This window comes from Ruegeria sp. BHSB058, from assembly GCF_059613285.1.
The window spans coordinates 1-19161 of sequence record NZ_JBXWSF010000042.1 but is presented as its reverse complement, the minus strand read 5'-3'; the positions used below and the strand labels follow the sequence as shown (position 1 = coordinate 19161).

Below are 19161 nucleotides of genomic sequence, written 5' to 3'. Positions count from 1 at the left end.
GATCAGTCCCTAACTCAACCCAATATCCGCGGCAGGCGAAGTCCGTGCTCGCGGGCGCAGTCCTTGGCGATCTGGTATCCGGCATCTGCATGGCGCCACACCCCCGAGGCGGGGTCGTTCCACAGGACACGCTCCAACCGCCGCGCGGCATCCTCGGTACCGTCCGCGCAGATCACCACGCCTGCATGCTGGCTGAACCCCATGCCGACGCCGCCACCATGGTGCAGCGACACCCAGGTCGCCCCTGACGCGGTGTTGATCAAGGCATTCAATAGCGGCCAGTCCGAAACCGCGTCCGAGCCATCGAGCATCGCTTCGGTTTCACGGTTGGGAGAGGCAACCGAGCCCGAATCCAGATGGTCGCGCCCGATCACCACCGGCGCTTTCAACTCACCACTCGCAACCATCTCATTGAAGGCCAGACCCGCCCGATGACGGTCACCCAAACCGATCCAGCAGATGCGCGCCGGCAGACCCTGAAACGCGATCCGCTCCCGCGCCATGTCAAGCCAGCGGTGCAAGTGCTCGTTCTCGGGGAACAACTCCTTCATCTTGGCGTCGGTCTTGTAGATATCCTCGGGGTCGCCAGACAGCGCACACCAACGGAAGGGGCCAATGCCCTTGCAAAACAGCGGGCGGATATAAGCGGGAACGAAACCGGGAAAGGCAAAGGCGTTTTCCAGCCCTTCATCAAGTGCCACCTGCCGGATGTTGTTGCCGTAATCCAGCGTCGGAACGCCCGCGTTCCAGAAATCGACCATCGCCGCAACGTGCTGTTTCATGGACGCCCGCGCGGCCTTTTCGACCGACTTAGGGTCTGTTTCCCTCTTTTCGCGCCACTGAGCCATGGTCCAGCCCAAAGGCAAATAGCCGTTTACCGGATCATGGGCGCTGGTCTGGTCGGTAACGATGTCAGGACGCATTCCACCGTCTATCATGCGGCGGTAGATCTCGGGGAAAACCTCGGCGGCGTTGCCCAGCAGCCCAACCGATTTCGCTTCGCCCGCCCTGGTCCAGCGGTCGATCATTTCCAACGCCTCGTCCAGGGTCTCGGCCTTTTCATCGAGGTATCTGGTACGCAGGCGGAAATCGATGCTATCCGGGTTGCACTCGACTGCCAGACAGCAGGCTCCGGCGAACACCGCCGCCAGTGGCTGTGCTCCGCCCATGCCGCCCAGCCCACCTGTCAGTATCCACTTGCCCTTGAGGTTGCCGTCATAGTGCTGGCGCCCGGCCTCGGCGAATGTTTCGTAAGTGCCCTGAACGATGCCCTGCGTGCCAATGTAGATCCAGGACCCGGCGGTCATCTGGCCGTACATCATCAGGCCCTTCTTATCGAGCTCGTTGAAATAATCCCAGTTGGCCCAGTGCGGCACGATGTTGGAGTTCGCGATCAGCACGCGCGGCGCGTCCTTGTGGGTGCGGATAATCGCAATCGGTTTGCCGGACTGGACGATCAGGGTCTCGTCCTCTTCAAGATCCTTGAGGCTGGCCACGATGGTGTCGAAGTCATCCCAGGTGCGCGCCGCGCGTCCGATGCCGCCATAGACCACCAGTTCATGCGGGTTCTCGGCCACGTCCGGGTGCAGGTTGTTCATCATCATCCTGAGCGGCGCCTCGGTGACCCAGCTTTTTGCATTCAACTCGGGGCCGGTGGGGGGATAGACGTCGCGGGTATTCTTGCGCGGATCGCTCATGACTGGGCTCCTTTTTCGGTCAGATCGCCCGACAGGGCGAGGTCGCGGAGGTGTTCAAGCATCGCTTTCAGATGCGGTCGAAGGGTTGCGGCACGGTCCTCGCGCCAACTCCAGGGCGGGGTTTCGTCCAGATAGGCGCGCTGCGCGATTTCCATCTGAATCGCGTGGATGCCTGTTTCGGGGCGACCATAGTGGCGCGTTGCCCAGCCGCCCTTGAAACGGCCATTGAGCACCGAGCTGTATCCTGTGGCCGAGGATGCTATGCCAACCACCGCCTTCTCGATCAGCGGATGACAGGTCGCGCCATTGTTGGTGCCGGTATTGAATACGGGCAATTCGCCATCGAACAGGAACGGGATCAACGAGCGGATGGAATGACAGTCGAACAGGATCGCCGTGCCGTGCCTTGCCCGCACCCGATCCAGCTCCTGTCTCAGTGCCGCGTGATACGGCGCATGGTATTTTTGCCGCCGCTCTTCGACTTCGTCCGCCGATGGCTCCTGCCCTTCTGTCCAGATCGCCCGCCCGTCGAAATCAGTAAGCGGCACCAGAGTGGTCGTGTTCTGACCAGGGTAAAGCGACACGCCCGCAGGGTCGCGGTTGGCGTCGACGACATAGCGGTGAACATGCGACTGAACGACCGTCATATCGGTCAAAAGACCCGAATAGAGTCTGTTTATGTGCCAATCCGTGTCTGCCAGCCCGCGCCCGGTTTCGTTCAGGCGCGCGGCGATGTCATCGGGCACATGGGTGCCGCCATGAGGCTGGCCAAGAACAATGGGGCCGTCACCACGCAGGACATCGCAAACCTGCATCAGACCAACTCCGGCATATCGACACCGACGGCGGACAGAACCGTGCCTGCGGCCACTAGAGATTTGATAGTTTCAAGTTCGGGCGCGAGATAGCGATCGTCCGTCAGGGGCGGGATATCGGCCCGAACCCGGTCAATCACGCGCTGTAGTGGGGCGCTGGTTGCAAGCGGTGAACGGAATTCCACGCCCTGTGCCGCGCACAGCAATTCGATCCCCAGAATGTAGTTGAGGTTGTTCACCATGCGCCCCAACCGCCGCGCGCCATGGGCGGCCATCGAAACGTGATCCTCCTGATTGGCCGAGGTCGGCGTGCTGTCCGTGACACAGGGATTGGCCAGATGCTTGTTCTCGCTCATCAATGCAGCGGTGGTCACTTCGGCAATCATCATGCCCGAGTTCAACCCGGGCTTAGGCGTCAGAAACGGCGGCAGGTCGAAACTCAACGTCGGGTCCACCATCAGCGCGATACGACGCTGTGCAATGGCACCGATTTCTGAAACGGCGAGGGCAATCATGTCCGCGGCAAAGCCAACCGGCTCTGCATGGAAGTTTCCGCCCGAAACGATGGCTTCGGGGTCAGACAAAACCAGAGGATTGTCAGTGGCGGCGTTCGCCTCAATGGTCAACGTCGCAGCGGCCTGTCGCAAAACATCCATCGCGGCACCTGTCACCTGCGGCTGGCAGCGAATGCAATAAGGGTCCTGCACCCGCGTGTCGCCCTCGCGATGGCTTTCGCGGATTTCCGAACCCTCAAGCACGACCCGCATCGCACCTGCCGCCTCGATCTGCCCCCGGTGACCGCGCAATTCGTGAATCTGGGGCTGCAGCGGGGCGGTGGATCCCATGATCGCATCGGTCGATGCCGCGGCGATCACCAGCGCGTTCTGCGCCGCGCGCCACGCTTCGAAAAGCCCAGCCAAGGCAAAGGCCGTCGAGAATTGGGTGCCGTTGATAAAGGCCAGCCCCTCTTTCGGACCAAGCTGAATCGGCTCTAATCCAACCGATTTCAATGCCTCAGCACCCGGCGCTACCTGTCCGTTCACCTCCGCTTCGCCCTCGCCGATGACCACAGCGGTCATATGCGCCAACGGCGCCAGATCACCCGATGCTCCGACCGAACCCTGCGCCGGTATCACCGGCGTGACGCCACGCGCCAGCATCTGCTGCAAAAGTTCGATCAGCTCCCACCGCACACCCGATGCACCGCGGCCAAAGGACAACAGCTTTAACGTCATCATCAGCCGAGCAAGCCGACGCGGAACAGCTTCGCCCACACCGCAGCAATGGCTGAGGATCAGGTTGCGCTGCAGGGTCGAGGTATCCTCGGGCGCAATCTTTAGGCTGGCGAGTTTTCCAAAGCCGGTATTGACGCCGTAAACCGCCTTGTCCCCCGCCGCGGCCGCGGCAATCCGCGCTGCGGCCGCCTGAACCTGAAGTTTGCAGCCCTCGTCCAACAGGATCGGAGTTTCTTTCCAATAGATTTCGGCCAGCTCGGACAGGGTGACGATGCCCGGAGTGAGCTTCAAGACGCTCATTCAGTGCCTCCAAAGATGCGTTTGTACAATGGGTTGAAGCCGATGCGATAGGCCAGTTCGGCGGGGTGTTCGACGTCCCATACCGCCAGATCGGTCCGCTGACCGAGCGCGATTGTGCCCGTGTCGTTCAGACCCAATGCACGGGCCGCTTCACGAGTGGCCCCGGCCAGCGTCTCTTCGGGCGTCATCCGGAACAAGGTGCAGGCCATGTTCATTGTCAGCAAAAGCGAGGTCAGCGGTGACGAGCCCGGATTGCAATCGGTCGCCAATGCCATCGGCACCTTGTACCGACGCAGCAGGTCGATAGGCGGTACCTGTGTTTCGCGCAGGGTATAGAACGCCCCAGGCAGGACCACCGCGACGGTTCCGGCGTCTGCCATCGCGGCCACCCCCTCTTCGTCGAGATACTCGATATGATCCGCAGATAGCGCGCCATACGAGGCCGCAAGTTTGGCACCGCCCAGGTTCGAGAGCTGTTCGGCATGCAACTTGACCGGCAATCCCAGCGCTTTCGCCGTATCGAAAACACGGGCGATTTGCCCGGGGTCAAAAGCGATCCCTTCGCAGAACCCGTCCACCGCATCGACAAGCCCTTCGGCATGGGCCGCACGCAGGGCCGGTATGCAGACCTCGTCGATATAGGCATCATCGCGGCCCTTGTATTCGGGCGGGACCGCATGCGCACCCAGAAATGTGGTTTTGACGCGGACCGGGCGCACCTGCTCAATCCGGCGGGCAGCGCGAAGCATGCGCAACTCTGTTTCCTGATCCAGACCGTAACCGGACTTGACCTCGATACAGCTAACGCCTTCGGCCAACAGGGCATCCACCCGCGGCAGGGCATCAGCGAGCAGCTGATCTTCGGACGCGGCGCGGGTGCCATTCACAGTCGACAGGATACCACCACCTGCACGGGCTATTTCTTCGTACGAGGCACCGTTCAGCCGCATCTCGAACTCGACCGCGCGATTGCCGCCGAACACCACGTGCGTGTGGCAATCGATCAAGGCGGGCGTGACAAGCCGACCGCCAAGATCCTCTACCTGCCAACCCGTGAACGCGTCCGGCAGCAGGGACGCAGCGCCGACCCACGCGATCTTGCCGCCTTCAACAGCAACCGCGCCGTTCGGTATCATCCCATACGGGGTCGCGGCGTCATTCAATGTGGCAACCTGCGCACCGAGAAGAACGAATTTTTCGGTCATGACGATTCTTTGGGGCTCCCCTTTCGAGTTATTTTTTCGTATACGTATATAAAATTAAAGTCTACACAAAAGAGCGTCTGATGAAAATCCATGCAAAAACCGCCTTGTTAGGCTCTGATTGGGCAAGTGATCTAAGGGTGACGATTGCAGATGGCCGCATTGCCGTCATCGAATCCGATGTCGCTCCGGCCCCGGATGACCTGCAGGTGGATACCCTGCTTCCGTCATTGGCCAACCTGCACAGCCACGCCTTTCAACGCGCCATGGCGGGTATGACCGAGGTGCGCGCGGCGGGCAAAGAAAGCTTCTGGACGTGGCGCACGCTGATGTATCGCTTTCTGGACCGGTTGACTCCCGAGCAGGTCGAAGCCATCGCCGCGCTTGTTTTCATGGAGATGCAGGAAGCCGGGTATGCTTCGGTCGGTGAGTTCCACTATGTCCATCACCAGCCGGGGGGTCAGACCTATGATCACCTCTCCGAACTGAGTCAACGCATCTTTGCCGCTGCGGCCCAGACCGGGATCGGCCTGACCCATCTGCCGGTGCTCTACACCTATGGCGGTGTCAATCAGGAAAGCCTTGCCGGAGGTCAGTTGCGGTTTGGCAATGACGTGGATCGGTTTCTGAGGCTTGTCGACGAATGCAAGGCAATCGGTGGGATGCCCCCTGACACCCAGGTCGGCATCGCGCCGCATTCCCTGCGGGCCACTTCGCCTGCCGATTTGTCCGAAGTTCTGGCGCAAGTACCCTGCGGGCCGATCCACATCCACATTTCGGAACAGCTCAAAGAAGTCGCCGACGTCCGGGCAAAGCTCGGCCAACGGCCAGTCGAATGGCTGTTGGAAAACGTAGATGTGGATCGCCGCTGGTGCCTGATCCACGCAACCCACATGACTGATGCCGAAACCGCCGGTCTGGCGCAATCCGGCGCGGTTGCCGGGCTGTGCCCGATTACCGAAGCCAATCTGGGCGATGGCATTTTCAATGGCGCCGTCTATGTCGAAAACAAGGGCGCGTTTGGCGTCGGATCAGACTCTAACGTAAGGATTTCGCTAGTCGAAGAACTCCGCACGCTGGAGTATTCGCAGCGCTTGCGCGACATGGCGCGAACCGTGCTTGTTCCCGGCGAAGGTTCGGTCGGTCATACTCTATATACCGGGGCCGCACTGGGCGGCGCACAGGCCCTTGGCCGGGACGCCGGTGAGATCGCTGTCGGCAGGCTTGCCGATGTGGTTGCAATCAACCGCGAACACCCGACCCTGTGTGCGCTGGAGGAATGGCAACTGCTGGACGGGCTGTGTTTCGCGGCATCCGACACAGTGGTGACAGATCTGTGGTCTGCCGGCCGGCACAGGGTTCGGAACGGAAGGCACGTGGAACGAGACGCGATCACCTCGCGGTATCGCAAGGCCATTGCCGACCTGCTGCGCGATGTCTAAACGTTTCAAACACACCAACGGTCCCCGCCAATGAACCAGAACACGGAAACAACCAGCTATCGCGACATCAAGCGGATCGTTCTGGACCGCATCCGTTCGGGTGAGTGGCGGCCAGACTCTCTGTTGCCCAACGAACAGGATCTGGCGATCGAGTTCTCCTGTACCCGAACGACAGTGAACCGCGCCTTGCGGGAATTGGCGGACGAAGGGTTTCTGGAGCGGCGCCGCAAGGCTGGCACCCGGGTTCTCAGTTCCCCGCAACGGCAGGCCCGCTTCACGATACCGCTGGTTCGGGACGAAGTCGAAGCAATGGGCGGCACCTATCGCTATGCCCTGGTTTCGGCCGAATTGAATGGCGCGCCTGAATGGCTGGGCGCGCGACTACGGCTGGAGGCAGGGCAAAAGGTGATGCATGTACGATGCATGCACTATTCGAACAACACGCCATTCCAGTACGAGGATCGGTGGATCGTCGTCGACAGCGTGCCAGAAGTCGAAACAGCCGATTTTTCCGTCGTCGGACCAAATGACTGGCTGGTGCAGACCGTGCCCTTCACCAACGTCGAGCTGACCTTTCTGGCCAGCCGTGCAGACGCCACTCTGGCCGGGTTTCTGGATGTTCCCGAAGGAGAGCCGGTTTTCACCGCCGAGAGGATCACGTGGCTGCAAGGGCGCCCAGTCACCTTTGCCAAGTTCTATTTCGCGGCCGGATACCGGATGACAACGCAAATCTGACCTGCGCCGCTGCGCACTCTTTACCATTCGGCCAAACCAAGACACTTTCCAGAACACCACATGCGCCGCTTCGGTTCAGGAAAGGATGCGCCCATGGCCAACCCGCTTTATGATCGTCTGTTCGGAAAACACATCGGCAAACAGACACCTTTCCTGTATCTGCCCGATGACACGGTGATCACCCATTCCTCATTCCTGGACACCGCCGCGCGGATCGCAAATGCGCTTTGCGGGCTGGGGTTGGAGGCAGGTGATCGCGTGGCTGTGCAGGTGCACAAATCGCCCGAAGCCTTGGCTCTTTATGCCGCCTGCGCTCAGGCCGGGTTGATCTTTCTGCCACTCAATACTGCATATACTGTCGATGAACTGACCTATTTCATTGAAAACAGCGGCGCGAAACTGGTGGTGTGCGACGCCGCCAGTGAAGAGGATCTGCAGCCCGTCACCGAGGGGCTGGACGCGCAAATAGCAACGCTCAACGCTGATGGGTCTGGCAGCTTGATGCGCCGTGCGCTGGGTATGCTTCCGGCCTTTGCTCCGATCAGGAGGAGCGCAGAAGATCTGGCCGCTTTCCTCTATACCTCGGGCACGACAGGCCGATCCAAAGGAGCGATGCTGACGCAAGAGAACCTGCTTTCGAACGCCGAAGTTTTGGCGAAGGAATGGCGGTTTACCGCAGATGACGTGTTGCTGCACGCCCTGCCGATATTCCATACCCACGGCTTGTTCGTTGCCACAAACATCGTGTTGGCGACCGGCGGCAGCATGATCTTTCTGCCCGGATTCGACCTGGATGAAATCCTGCGCCTGATGCCGAGTGCCACGTCGATGATGGGGGTGCCGACCTTTTACACCCGCCTTCTGGGCGATCCGCGCTTCACCCGCGAACTGGCATCGCACATGCGCCTCTTTGTTTCCGGCTCTGCCCCGCTGCTTGCCGATACCCATGTGCAATTCGAAGACCGCACCGGTCACCGTATCCTTGAACGCTATGGAATGACCGAAACGAACATGAACACATCAAACCCTTACGACGGCGAACGTCGTGCCGGAACTGTGGGCTTTCCCTTGCCGGGCATAGACTTGAAAATCACCAACCCGGAAACCGGAGAAATCCTGCCGCAGGGTGAAATCGGCCTGATTGAGGTTCGCGGGCCGAATGTGTTCAAGGGTTATTGGCAGATGCCCGAGAAGACCGCCGCCGAGCTGCGTGAGGACGGGTTCTTTATCACCGGCGATCTGGGGCGGATCGACGAGGCCGGCTATGTCCAGATCGTGGGGCGCAACAAGGATCTGATCATCTCGGGCGGCTACAACATCTATCCCAAGGAAATCGAACTGGTTCTTGACGAACAACCCGGAATTCTGGAAAGCGCTGTGATCGGTGTTCCGCATCCGGATTTCGGGGAAACCGTACTGGGCATTCTGGTCCCCGAGGCCGGGGCCAATCCCGACCTGGAGGCCGTGATGGCTTCGGTGCGGTCCAGCCTTGCCCGTTTCAAACACCCGCGCAAGCTGATCGTGATGGATGAATTGCCCCGCAACACGATGGGCAAGGTTCAGAAAAACCTTCTACGGAATACCTTCAAAGACCTGTTTTCCAGCGGCTGATGCAGAAACTCACCTGCAAAAGGGAAATTCTTTCAGCGCCTGGCGACCCCGTTTCGTCAGCAACCAGCACTCACGCCCCTCGAAAACGGCGCAAGCCAATGGCCGCCCATATCCTGCACCAGCGTCAAGGTTGACACGGTTTCCCCGATGCTCTGCATGCTTGGCCGGCGTATGACCGTGCACCACCAGCCATGGATGTTCACGCAGGTCTTCCAGAAACTCGTACCGTATCCAGATCAGGTCATCCTCAGTTTGCTGTTCCAGCGGCACCCCGGGACGAATACCGGCATGAACGAACAGCAGATCACCGTCACGGTGATAGTTTACCAAGCCGTCCAAAAATCGCAGATGTTCTTCGGGAACCGCCTCGCGCGCCTGCTCATGGATCTGGAAAATTCGGCTGTCTTCACTCAGGTGCACGCCATAAGAGGCCAGCGTTTCGACCCCGCCCAGGCGTTCGTGCAGCCAGTGATGGCCAACCAGAAGGCGATCATCGTTGGCCGGATAGTCCTGCATGAAAAGCGAGAACATCCGGTCATGATTGCCCCGCAACATGATCCAGTCCCGGCCTGCCCGCTGGCCTTCGATCAGCAAATCCAGCACTCCCCGGCTGTCCGGGCCCCGGTCGGTATAGTCACCCAGAAAGACCACACGCGCATTCGCGCCGCCATCCGACTCGATCCGGGCCAGTGCGTCCTCAAGCATCGTGCGCTGACCGTGAATGTCGCCGATTGCATAAATGGGCTGTGGCAAATTGGTTCTCCGCAATTTTCCCTTTTATTGAACGAGTTGGTTCTCAGAAGGAAGGGGAATGATCCAGGCGCGCCATCAGCATTGCAATCTGGTCACGCAACCACACATGCGCGGGTGTGTTGGTCGTGCGCTTGTGCCAAACCATCATGATGTTCACCGGCTCGACGTCGATAGGCGCCTGATACAAGTCAAGTTCGACACGCGGTGCGACCCGTTCCGCAAGTTGATGTGGCATCAACGCAATCAGATCGCTTTGCGATACCGCGTTGTAGACGCCTGAAAAGACCGGCATGGTCATGGCGACCTTTCGGGTCCGTCCAACCTTTTCCAGCGCCGCGTCGCCCAATGCCTTCAGGTTGCCCTCGGGGGAAAACAGAACATGCTGCAAGTCACAAAACAGTTTGAGCGGAATTATATCACCCGGGCTTAGGCCACTGGCGGCAAGTCTTGGGTGTCCCTTTCGCGCAATGACGACGAAATGCGAACGGTGCAGAAAACGCGACCCGACCCAGTCAGGAAATCCGGTTCGCGGCAGTATCGCAATGTCGACTCCAAACTGATCCAGCGAATGAACATAGTTGTCTGGCACCAGATCCACCAATTGCACTCTCATGCGCGGCGCATGATGGGACAGATGATCGGCCAACTGAGGCAGCAGCATTTCGGCATAAAAATCGCTGCCTGAAATCTTGAACCGGGCGTCGGAGAGTTTCGGGTCGAACCCCTTTGGGCCGGTCAGCAGGGTTTCCGTGGTTTCCAGAAGTTCCCTCAACGGAGCCTTCAGCCTTCTGGCATAGTCCGTCGGTACCAGCTTTCTGCCCTTGCGTATGAAAATCGGGTCGCCCAGCGCGTGCCGCAGTCGCCCCAAAGCAGCCGAAATTGCCGGTTGCGACAAACCGATACGCTTTCCGGCCAAGGTCGTTGATCCGGTTTCAAGCAGCGCATCCAGAACGCGCAGCAGGTTCAGATCGAAGCTTCTGAAATTCATGGTGTTAATATGTATAATAGTATCAATAAATTTCTCATATCAAAAAAGCCGGTGCAGGATCCGCCTGAATGAAACGGGCAGGCCAACGGAGGGGTCATGAAGGGCATAGCGTATTGGTTCATGGTTATAGCGGTTGTTGCCGCTTTGTGCGGGATGGCATGGGGCATTCACATGGCGGCGAGTCAGGATCACACCCTGTCACCTGCACATGGACATCTGAACTTGCTGGGATGGGTCAGTTGCGCGATTTACGCGTTCTATTACCATCTGGTTCCCGAGGCGGCTCAAGGTCCGTTGCCGCGCCTACACTTCGCACTGTCATTGGCGTCTCTGGTGATCCTCGCGCCGGGAATCGCGCTGGCCATTCTCGGGCAAGGCGATGGTATGGCCAAGTTGGGATCAGTTCTTGCGTTGGCTGCGATGGCAAGCTTTGGCTTTATCGTCATTCGCACCGCTCGGGTAGCGCGAGAGATCCACGTATGAGAGTGGGAAGCCGAGTGTGAAAACGCCGCGTGGTGGGGCGGCGTTTCCGCAGTTGGTGTATCAGGCGACGTCGAACTCCAGCGGCTTGATCTGGGTAAACAACCCGGTTTCGGCCAGCTTGGCCCGCGCCTCGGCCGGAACCTGTTCATCAACGTAAAGCAAGGCAATCGCCTCACCCCCTGCCGCAGCGCGACCGAGCGTAAAGTTGGCGATGTTGACGCCATGCTCGCCCATGGTTCCACCCAAAGTACCGATGATGCCGGGGACATCCTCGTTGGTGGTATAAAGCATGTGCGCGCCGACCTCGGCATCGATATTGATACCCTTGATCTGGATGAACCGGGGCTTGCCATCAGAAAACACGGTGCCCGCAATCGAACGTTCTCGTTTGTTGGTAACCACTGTTACCTTGATGTAGCCATCGAATGACCCGGACTTGTCCTGATTGGTCGTCGAAATCTGAATCCCGCGCTCTTTAGCCACGACCGGGGCCGAGACCATGTTCACCTCGGGGTTCGATTTCTTCATGATCCCCGCGACCAGCGCACAGTTGAGTGCGGCAAGGTTCATCTCCGAGGCGACACCATCGTATAGGATGTTGATGGCCTTGATCGGTTCATCGGTCATCTGGCCGACAAAACTGCCCAGATGGCCCGCAAGCTTGATCCACGGCCCCATGACCCTGGCTTCTTCCGCCGTAACGCTCGGCATGTTCAAGGCATTTTCCACCGCACCTGTCAGCAGATAGTTCGAAATCTGCTCAGCCACCTGCAATGCCACGTTTTCCTGTGCTTCGGTCGTGGCGGCGCCCAGGTGAGGCGTGCAAACAACGTTGGGCAGATTGAACAACACATTGTCCTTTGCCGGCTCGACACTGAAAACGTCGAATGCTGCCCCGGCGACATGGCCGGATTTCAGCAGGTCAGCCAGCGCCTCTTCGTCCACCAGTCCCCCGCGGGCGCAGTTGATGATGCGCACGCCCTTCCTGGTTTTTTCCAGGTTTTCGCGACTCAGGATATTGCGCGTCTGATCGGTCAACGGCACGTGAAGCGTGATGAAATCGGCGCGCTTCAGCAACTCGTCAAGCTCGACCTTTTCGACACCCATCTTGTCCGCTTTCTCGTGGCTGAGATAGGGATCATAGGCGATCACTTTCATTTTCAAGCCATGCGCCCGCTCACAGACGATGCCGCCTATGTTGCCAGCGCCGATGACACCCAACGTCTTGTTGGTCAGTTCGATCCCCATGAACTTGGACTTTTCCCACCTGCCCGCATGGGTCGAGGCGCTGGCCTCGGGGATCTGACGTGCGACCGCAAACATCATCGCGATTGCATGTTCGGCGGTGGTGATCATGTTGCCAAAGGGCGTGTTCATCACGATCACACCTTTCTTGGACGCGGCATCCTTGTCGACATTGTCGGTGCCGATCCCGGCGCGACCAATGACCTTGAGCTTGTCGGCTCTTTCCAAAATCTTTTCGGTCACCTTGGTGGCCGAACGGATGGCGAGGCCGTCATATTGGCCGATGATTTCAGCCAGTTTTTCCTTGTCCTTGCCCACGTCGGGCAGGAAATCCACGTCGATTCCGCGGTCGCGGAAGATCTGAACGGCGGTTTCGCTCAGCTTGTCGGATACGAGTACTTTGGGGGCCATTTCAGTTGGTCCTTTGAGATATTTAGGGTGTGGCGGACTGAAGCCCGCCGTACATCGGTGATGGGGTAGGCCGGGCTTCGGCCCGGCATATGAAATTCAGGCAGCTTGGGTCCGCGATGCAATCTCGACCTCGAACGTCCATTCCAGCCACGGCAGCATCGCCTCGATATCCGAGGTTTCCACAGTACCGCCGCACCACACGCGCAGGCCCGCAGGCGCGTCGCGATAAGCGCCGATATCCAGCGCGATATTCTCGGCCTCAAGCCGTTTGGCCACCGCCTTGGCGAATGCTGCGCCGTCCCGGATGCGATCATCGGTGAACTTCAAACAAACCGATGTATTCGAGCGCGTGGCGGGGTCTTCGGCCAGATTGGCGATCCAGTCATGACGGTCGCAAAAGGCGTGGATAGCATTCGCATTGGCGTCCGCACGCGAGATCAAACCTTGCAGCCCACCAACGGAACGCGCCCAGTCCAGCGCGAACAGATAATCCTCGACCGCCAGCATTGACGGTGTGTTGATCGTGGCCCCCGTAAAGATGCCTTCGATCAGCTTTCCGCCTTTGGTCAGTCGAAATATCTTGGGCAGGGGCCATGCAGGCGTGTAGCTTTCCAGCCGTTCGACAGCGCGCGGAGAAAGTACCAGCATCCCATGTGCCGCTTCGCCGCCCAGAACCTTTTGCCAGCTGAAAGTGGTCACATCCAGTTTGTCCCAGGGCAGGTCCATCGCAAAGGCGGCAGAAGTCGCGTCGCAGATGGTCAGGCCCTGACGATCATCCGCAATCCAGTCGCCATTCGGAACCCGCACGCCCGACGTCGTGCCGTTCCACGTAAAAACCACGTCATTTGCGAAATCGACCGAGGTCAGATCGACGATCTTTCCGTAATCCGCGGTTTTTACCTCGGCATCGACCTTGAGCTGCTTGACCACATCGGTCACCCAGCCGGAGCCAAAGCTTTCCCAAGCCAGCATTTCGACCTTGCGAGCGCCCAGCAGCGACCATAGCGCCATCTCGACAGCACCGGTATCCGAAGCGGGCACGATGCCGATGCGGTAATCCGCCGGAATACCGAGAACCTCGCGAGTACCATCAATGGCAGCTTTCAGCTTGTCCTTGCCGATTGCGGCGCGATGCGACCGGCCCAGTGCGGCGTCGGCAAGCTTCGTCAGATCGAATGTGGGGGGTTTGGCGCAGGGGCCAGAAGAAAAGCGCGGATTGGCCGGCCGCGTTGCCGGTTGAGCGATAGTCATAGGTGTTACCCTTCCAGATATACGCCCCTCGTTGGGGAGGGGTGTCCCGCGGTTAGAGCTATTGCGCCGCAGCGCGGCAGGCAAGTGCGAAAGCGGCCGAAATCGCCGCTTTGGAACTCATTTCCGACGCGTATCGGCTACGATCGGAAACTTGCGTTTCTTGATTGAAATTCGAACAGCAGTCAGGTCTCCCGACCCAACCGGCCTTTCGGCCGCAAAAAATCACTTTATTGCAATCTCTTGCACTCAAAACTCCGGCATTGCTCCACATTTCATTTGGCTCACAGGCTTCGATGTCCAGCTTACAACTGCTCTCTGGTGAAATTTCTGCGCCTGCGCTATGCGGCTTACCCAAGACAGGAGATCCCGAATGCATATCGCCACGTTGCTGACCAATCCTCAGAACCCGATCCTTGAGGCCGTCTTGGTCGAGTCGTTGCGCAATGCATGGGGCGGGGGCGAGGCAGTCTGGCTGAATCCCGGCGTCGCAGCCGAATTTCAGTTGGCCAACATACCGGTCAATCACTGGGATATCTGGGCCGAGATGCAGGGCCTTGGCATCGACCTCGTGATCCAGCCAGCACAAGGTCGCCGCAAGAAAATGCTGCTTGCAGACATGGACAGCACGATGATTCAACAGGAATGCATCGACGAACTGGCGGACGAAGCAGGCGTGGGCGATCACGTCAAGGACATCACTGCGCGGGCGATGAATGGTGAGTTGGATTTCGAAGGCGCACTGATCGAACGGGTCGGTTTGCTGGAGGGTCTGGATGAAGGCGTGATTGCCAAGGTTCTGAACGAGCGGATCACGTTCATGCCGGGTGGGCGGGAACTGGTTGCGACCATGCGCGCGAACGGGGCTTATGCTGCGCTGGTGTCTGGCGGCTTCACCGCCTTTACAGCGCACGTGGCGGCAACCCTTGGGTTTGACGAGAACCGGGCCAATGCCCTGCTTGTGGCCCAAGGCAAGCTCACCGGGGGCGTTCAGCGCCCGATTCTGGGGCGCGAAGCCAAGATACAAGCGCTGCACGAGATCACCTCCCAATTGGGCATTGCCACATCCGATGCAATTGCCGTCGGCGACGGCGCCAATGATCTGGGCATGCTTGGCCTTGCTGGCACGGGTGTAGCCCTGCACGCCAAACCATCAGTCGCCGCGCAATGCGACGTGCGGATCAATCACGGCGACCTGACGGCCTTATTGTATCTGCAAGGCTATTCCTCTGACCAGTTTGTGGTGAAATGAATGTCACGAGTCTGCCTCGGCTGAATTCCCTTTCCATTATTTAACTTTTGTGTTAAATAATGGATATGACGAACCTGTTTCCCATATTTTCGGCCCTGTCCGACCCGACCCGATTCGCAATCATCGAGCAATTGATGGAACTGGGCGAACAACCCGCCGGAGACCTGATCGAAGGCAAAGGCATGTCTGGTGCTGCCATTTCGCGCCACCTCAAGGTTCTGCGCGAGGCCGGTTTGATAAACCAACGCGTCAACGGAACCCAGCGGTTGTACTCTGTCCGCGCCGAGGGCCTGCGTACCATCGCCGAGTGGACCATTTCGAAACGGCAATTCTGGGAATCCAGCCTCGACCGTCTGGGCGAACTAATCGAAAGGGAAAACACATGGCCGACCTGAGATTGAAGCGGGATTTTCCCGTCAGCCCGGAAACCCTGTTCGCCTGGATCAGCGACGGCGCCAAGCTTGTGCAATGGTGGGGGCCCGAAGGGTTGCACGTTCCCAAGCACAATCTGGATTTCACCCGCACCGGTCCCTGGTTTTCGGTGATGGTCAACGGCGAGGGGCAAGAATTCAAGGTTTCGGGTCAAGTCACCCATGTGAATCCTCCGACCTCGGTTGGTTTTACCTGGGGATGGCATGACGAAAACGATCAGCGCGGCGATGAAAGCCACGTGATGCTGACGGTTGAAGCAACTCAGACCGGATCGCGGCTGGTGCTGGACCATCGCGAACTCGGCGACGACGAGCTCAGCGCACGCCACGAAGAGGGCTGGACATCCTGCCTGCGCAAGCTCGAAGCCAATCTGAACTGATTTTCACCAAGGGAGGTAAAACAATGCCGGAATTCATTTTTGCCTATCACGGGGGCAAGACCCCGGACACGCCGGAAGAAGGCGAAAAAGTCATGGCTGCATGGAAGGCCTGGTTCGAAGGCATGGGAGAGTCGGTCGTCATTCCCGGCGCACCCGTCGGCATGTCCAAGACCGTAAGCTCAGGCGGTATCGCGGATGATGGCGGCGCCAATCCGCTTTCGGGTTATTCCGTCGTCAAAGCGGCGGATATCGGCGCGGCAACGGAAATGGCCAAGGGCTGCCCAATGGTGGTGACCGGAAACGGCTCGGTCGAAGTGGCCGAGATCATGGAGATGTAAAGTTCTGCCAGATCGGCCGTCAGATGAACCCGGCGGCCGGTTTTATCACTCCGCACTCGATACCCCGGCGGCTGTACTGCGTCGCATTCAGGTACTTTCGAGTTGCCGGATGGTTCGCATCCAGAACGCCCAGATCAACCAGAATGGCCGCAATCGCGCATTCACTGGCCCGTGTCGTGCCATCGGCGATTTTCACCGCCACCCCCATCCTTTTTTCCGGAATGATCGCGACATAAACCGCTTCGGCCCCGGTCTTGATCGCCACGCGCCCGTCCATTGCGCGCATGAGTTCGGTACAGGCTTTGCCTTCGCCCGCCACCAACTCGGGATGCTTGATCATCGCGCCGACAAGTTGTTGAGCAGCATCGCTTTGCCGGTCAGACCGGTCAGCGGCCGACGCAAACCACGCCATCGATCGCGCAAAGCCTATTAGAGAAGTCTGAAAGTTCGGAGCAGAACAACCATCAATCCCGTATCCCGGGCTGGTCTCGCCCGTAACTTCCTCGAATGCGGCCAAACAGGCTTGCTGTACCGGATGATCGACTTCCACGTATTCCGGCCCGGCCCCCATGTGCTGCGCCAGCGTCAGAAATCCCGAATGCTTGCCCGAACAGTTGTTGTGGATCTGGCAAGGCGTATCGTCAGCCAGAATCAGACCGTCCCGCGCCGCCATGTCCGACGGTTCCTGCGGGCCGCAGCGCAGATCCGTCTCGCCCAGCCCCAGGTGATCCAGCCATGCGTTCACGCGGTCGGTATGGATCGCCGCGCCGGTATGTGACGCGCAGGCCAATGCCAGATGTTCGGACCCCAACCCATATTTCGCCGCCGCACCGGACGTTACCAACGGCAACGCCTGAATCATCTTGGCGGACGAGCGGGGATAGATCGTGGCATCGGGATCACCCCAGCTTTGCACGATCTGACCGTTGTCGTCGCATATCACCGCATGCCCCAGATGCAGGCTTTCAAGCAGCGAACCGCGCCACACTTCTGTCATCGGTACCGGATGCGTCACGACGTCCCTCATTTTCCTGCGCAAAATTCTGCCAATCGCCCTTTCGCCCATGGCGAAATCTGCGTTAGTGTGTGTATGTCGGCAAATGATGGGCAGCGCAATATGAGACAGGCCGCAAAGACCTGCATGCGCGCCCGGATAACTTGAGGTAGAAGTCGGGCTAGGAGGCTGGACAAATGGGATCAAAGCTCGTCCGCATAATTGCGGGCCTGTGCATGGCCGGAATGGCCACCACCGCAATCGCTCAGCAAGCGCAAAGCACCAACCGGGTCGCCGCCAAGACCGACTGGAGTGTTTTCGTGGAAAGCGACCCAACAGAATGCTGGAGCGTTTCGGCGCCCAAGGAGACCGTGAACACCCGTGGCGGCCGTGTCGTATCGGTACGACGCAGCGATATCTTGCTGTTCGTGTTCTTCCGGCCAGAAAAAGACGTAAAGGGGCAGGTGACCTTTACTGGCGGCTATCCGTTTGCACCGGGATCGACAGTGAACCTTGTTGTTGATGGCACCGAGTTCGAGCTGATCACGGATGGCGAATGGGCCTGGCCCGCCACCCCGGCCGAAGACCTTAAGGTCGTGACCGCCATGAAACGCGGCTCCGAGGCTGTTCTGACCGCGCGCTCGGCTCGCGGCACACAGACCAAGGACACGTTCTCGCTGCTTGGGTTCACAGCCGCCGTTGAGGATGCCGAGAAGCGCTGCGCAAACTGATTGCGATCAGCAAAACACAGGAAAGCCCCGCCGATCCGGACGGGGCTTTTTTTGTTTCCCGGTCCCGAAAAAGATTGCGTCCTCCGGCGGGCACAGGGCACTTTCGACCCGGCCAGACCCGGGCCGCTTCGGGTTTCCCAAAGGAAGTTCACATGCGTAGCAGCAAGACAATTCACGTCATCTCCGCCCATGCCGAAGGCGAAGTCGGCGATGTCATCGTCGGTGGTGTGACTCCTCCGCCGGGTGACACGCTGTGGCAGCAACGATCGTTCATCGCGCAAGATCAGACGCTGCGAAACTTCGTACTCAACGAACCGCGCGGTGGTGTATTTCGACATGTGAACCTGTTGGTGCCCCCCAAACACGCCGACGCGGATGCCGCTTTCATCATCATGGAGCCCGAAGACACGCCGCCGATGTCGGGATCAAACTCGATCTGCGTGTCGACTGTGCTTTTGGACAGCGGCATCATTCCGATGCAGGAACCCGTGACCGAACTGGTGCTGGAAGCGCCGGGAGGCTTGGTCCGGGTGCGGGCCGATTGCCGGAACGGAAAGGCCGAACGCATCCATGTGCAGAACATCCCCAGCTTTGCCGACAAGTTAGGCGTACCGCTCGAAGTTCCGGGACTGGGAACGATCACCGTCGACACCGCCTATGGCGGCGACAGTTTTGTGGTGGTGGATGCCGCCACGTTGGGGCTCGAGATCATCGAATCCGAAGCCAAGCACATCGCCAGTTTGGGCGTGGCCATCACCAGTGCCGCGAACGAACAACTCGGGTTCTCGCATCCAGACAACCCCGATTGGAATCACATCTCTTTTTGCGCCTTCTGTGGCCCCCTTTCCACTACGGACAGCGGGCTGACTG

19 protein-coding genes are annotated in these 19161 nt (G+C 59.2%); 10 read left to right on the top strand and 9 right to left on the bottom strand.

Features of this window, described 5'->3' with window-relative positions; genetic code table 11:
* Window positions 1–14: 14 nt before the first annotated feature.
* From hutU to hutI, 4 genes are read right to left on the bottom strand one after another with little or no spacing between them, the layout of a single operon-like run.
* Window positions 15–1697 (bottom strand): urocanate hydratase, encoded by a 1683-nt coding sequence (gene hutU / locus AC2FNB_RS12095; protein WP_496746595.1) that lies wholly within the window; start codon window positions 1695–1697, stop codon window positions 15–17.
* The gene (hutG, locus tag AC2FNB_RS12090; RefSeq protein ID WP_496746593.1) at window positions 1694–2512 is read right to left on the bottom strand and encodes an N-formylglutamate deformylase; all 819 of its coding nucleotides are present in this window, start codon (window positions 2510–2512) and stop codon (window positions 1694–1696) included. Before hutG ends, hutU begins: the two co-directional genes overlap by 4 nt.
* Window positions 2512–4047 carry a histidine ammonia-lyase gene (gene hutH / locus AC2FNB_RS12085; protein WP_480748873.1) on the bottom strand — a complete coding sequence of 512 codons (1536 nt, stop codon included), beginning with the start codon at window positions 4045–4047 and terminating at the stop codon, window positions 2512–2514. Before hutH ends, hutG begins: the two co-directional genes overlap by 1 nt.
* Entirely contained in the window at window positions 4044–5252 is a 1209-nt protein-coding gene (hutI, locus tag AC2FNB_RS12080) for an imidazolonepropionase (protein WP_496746591.1), read from the bottom strand. The genes hutH and hutI overlap by 4 nt, the downstream gene beginning before the upstream one ends.
* Before the next feature lie 80 nt (window positions 5253–5332).
* On the opposite strand from hutI, the gene AC2FNB_RS12075 reads away from it, so the two are divergent.
* The 3 genes from AC2FNB_RS12075 (at window position 5333) to AC2FNB_RS12065 (ending at window position 9037) form a co-directional block, all read left to right on the top strand.
* Entirely contained in the window at window positions 5333–6691 is a 1359-nt protein-coding gene (locus AC2FNB_RS12075) for a formimidoylglutamate deiminase (RefSeq protein ID WP_496746589.1), read from the top strand.
* A gap of 30 nt (window positions 6692–6721) precedes the next feature.
* Complete coding sequence (gene hutC, locus AC2FNB_RS12070) at window positions 6722–7426, top strand: histidine utilization transcriptional repressor HutC (protein WP_480748876.1); 705 nt, start codon at window positions 6722–6724, stop codon at window positions 7424–7426.
* A gap of 93 nt (window positions 7427–7519) precedes the next feature.
* The gene (locus AC2FNB_RS12065) at window positions 7520–9037 is read left to right on the top strand and encodes a malonate--CoA ligase (protein ID WP_496746583.1); all 1518 of its coding nucleotides are present in this window, start codon (window positions 7520–7522) and stop codon (window positions 9035–9037) included.
* Window positions 9038–9046: 9 nt separating this feature from the next.
* Here the strand turns inward: AC2FNB_RS12065 and AC2FNB_RS12060 are convergent, their stop codons facing one another.
* Both AC2FNB_RS12060 and AC2FNB_RS12055 read right to left on the bottom strand, forming a co-directional pair.
* Window positions 9047–9790, bottom strand: a complete 744-nt coding sequence (locus AC2FNB_RS12060; RefSeq protein ID WP_496746581.1) for a metallophosphoesterase family protein — start codon at window positions 9788–9790, stop codon at window positions 9047–9049.
* Between the two features lie 43 nt (window positions 9791–9833).
* A complete protein-coding gene (locus AC2FNB_RS12055; RefSeq protein WP_496746579.1) occupies window positions 9834–10778 on the bottom strand; it encodes a LysR family transcriptional regulator in 945 nt (314 codons plus the stop codon).
* A 96-nt stretch (window positions 10779–10874) separates the two neighbouring features.
* Between AC2FNB_RS12055 and AC2FNB_RS12050 the strand changes: the two genes are divergently transcribed.
* Window positions 10875–11261, top strand: coding sequence for a hypothetical protein (locus AC2FNB_RS12050; protein ID WP_496746577.1), 387 nt, complete (start codon window positions 10875–10877; stop codon window positions 11259–11261).
* A 60-nt stretch (window positions 11262–11321) separates the two neighbouring features.
* Here the strand turns inward: AC2FNB_RS12050 and serA are convergent, their stop codons facing one another.
* Complete coding sequence (serA, locus tag AC2FNB_RS12045; RefSeq protein ID WP_496746576.1) at window positions 11322–12917, bottom strand: phosphoglycerate dehydrogenase; 1596 nt, start codon at window positions 12915–12917, stop codon at window positions 11322–11324.
* 96 nt (window positions 12918–13013) lie between these two features.
* Window positions 13014–14168: a phosphoserine transaminase gene (locus AC2FNB_RS12040; protein ID WP_496746574.1), complete on the bottom strand. Its 1155-nt coding sequence runs from the start codon at window positions 14166–14168 to the stop codon at window positions 13014–13016.
* Between the two features lie 370 nt (window positions 14169–14538).
* Here AC2FNB_RS12040 and serB point away from each other — a divergent pair, with 370 nt between their 5' ends.
* The 4 genes from serB (at window position 14539) to AC2FNB_RS12020 (ending at window position 16566) form a co-directional block, all read left to right on the top strand.
* Window positions 14539–15417: a phosphoserine phosphatase SerB gene (gene serB / locus AC2FNB_RS12035; protein WP_496746572.1), complete on the top strand. Its 879-nt coding sequence runs from the start codon at window positions 14539–14541 to the stop codon at window positions 15415–15417.
* A 65-nt stretch (window positions 15418–15482) separates the two neighbouring features.
* Entirely contained in the window at window positions 15483–15812 is a 330-nt protein-coding gene (locus AC2FNB_RS12030; protein WP_496746614.1) for an ArsR/SmtB family transcription factor, read from the top strand.
* Window positions 15800–16228, top strand: coding sequence for an SRPBCC family protein (locus AC2FNB_RS12025; RefSeq protein ID WP_496746570.1), 429 nt, complete (start codon window positions 15800–15802; stop codon window positions 16226–16228). Before AC2FNB_RS12030 ends, AC2FNB_RS12025 begins: the two co-directional genes overlap by 13 nt.
* 23 nt (window positions 16229–16251) lie before the next feature.
* Window positions 16252–16566 (top strand): YciI family protein, encoded by a 315-nt coding sequence (locus AC2FNB_RS12020; protein WP_480748886.1) that lies wholly within the window; start codon window positions 16252–16254, stop codon window positions 16564–16566.
* A 19-nt stretch (window positions 16567–16585) separates the two neighbouring features.
* Here AC2FNB_RS12020 and AC2FNB_RS12015 read toward each other — a convergent pair whose 3' ends face one another.
* Window positions 16586–17581: an asparaginase gene (locus AC2FNB_RS12015; RefSeq protein ID WP_496746568.1), complete on the bottom strand. Its 996-nt coding sequence runs from the start codon at window positions 17579–17581 to the stop codon at window positions 16586–16588.
* A gap of 176 nt (window positions 17582–17757) precedes the next feature.
* Here AC2FNB_RS12015 and AC2FNB_RS12010 point away from each other — a divergent pair, with 176 nt between their 5' ends.
* Window positions 17758–18291, top strand: a complete 534-nt coding sequence (locus tag AC2FNB_RS12010; RefSeq protein ID WP_480748888.1) for an invasion associated locus B family protein — start codon at window positions 17758–17760, stop codon at window positions 18289–18291.
* A gap of 152 nt (window positions 18292–18443) precedes the next feature.
* A partial coding sequence (locus tag AC2FNB_RS12005) for a proline racemase family protein (protein ID WP_496746566.1) occupies window positions 18444–19161 on the top strand: 718 nt, incomplete at its 3' end.

Coding starts and splice junctions, on each gene's coding strand:
- hutU (WP_496746595.1), bottom strand. CDS start 1,697: ATGAGCGATCCGCGCAAGAATACCCGCGACGTCTATCCCCCCACCGGC.
- hutG (WP_496746593.1), bottom strand. CDS start 2,512: ATGCAGGTTTGCGATGTCCTGCGTGGTGACGGCCCCATTGTTCTTGGC.
- hutH (WP_480748873.1), bottom strand. CDS start 4,047: ATGAGCGTCTTGAAGCTCACTCCGGGCATCGTCACCCTGTCCGAGCTG.
- hutI (WP_496746591.1), bottom strand. CDS start 5,252: ATGACCGAAAAATTCGTTCTTCTCGGTGCGCAGGTTGCCACATTGAAT.
- AC2FNB_RS12075 (WP_496746589.1), top strand. CDS start 5,333: ATGAAAATCCATGCAAAAACCGCCTTGTTAGGCTCTGATTGGGCAAGT.
- hutC (WP_480748876.1), top strand. CDS start 6,722: ATGAACCAGAACACGGAAACAACCAGCTATCGCGACATCAAGCGGATC.
- AC2FNB_RS12065 (WP_496746583.1), top strand. CDS start 7,520: ATGGCCAACCCGCTTTATGATCGTCTGTTCGGAAAACACATCGGCAAA.
- AC2FNB_RS12055 (WP_496746579.1), bottom strand. CDS start 10,778: ATGAATTTCAGAAGCTTCGATCTGAACCTGCTGCGCGTTCTGGATGCG.
- AC2FNB_RS12050 (WP_496746577.1), top strand. CDS start 10,875: ATGAAGGGCATAGCGTATTGGTTCATGGTTATAGCGGTTGTTGCCGCT.
- serA (WP_496746576.1), bottom strand. CDS start 12,917: ATGGCCCCCAAAGTACTCGTATCCGACAAGCTGAGCGAAACCGCCGTT.
- AC2FNB_RS12040 (WP_496746574.1), bottom strand. CDS start 14,168: ATGACTATCGCTCAACCGGCAACGCGGCCGGCCAATCCGCGCTTTTCT.
- serB (WP_496746572.1), top strand. CDS start 14,539: ATGCATATCGCCACGTTGCTGACCAATCCTCAGAACCCGATCCTTGAG.
- AC2FNB_RS12030 (WP_496746614.1), top strand. CDS start 15,483: ATGACGAACCTGTTTCCCATATTTTCGGCCCTGTCCGACCCGACCCGA.
- AC2FNB_RS12025 (WP_496746570.1), top strand. CDS start 15,800: ATGGCCGACCTGAGATTGAAGCGGGATTTTCCCGTCAGCCCGGAAACC.
- AC2FNB_RS12020 (WP_480748886.1), top strand. CDS start 16,252: ATGCCGGAATTCATTTTTGCCTATCACGGGGGCAAGACCCCGGACACG.
- AC2FNB_RS12010 (WP_480748888.1), top strand. CDS start 17,758: ATGGGATCAAAGCTCGTCCGCATAATTGCGGGCCTGTGCATGGCCGGA.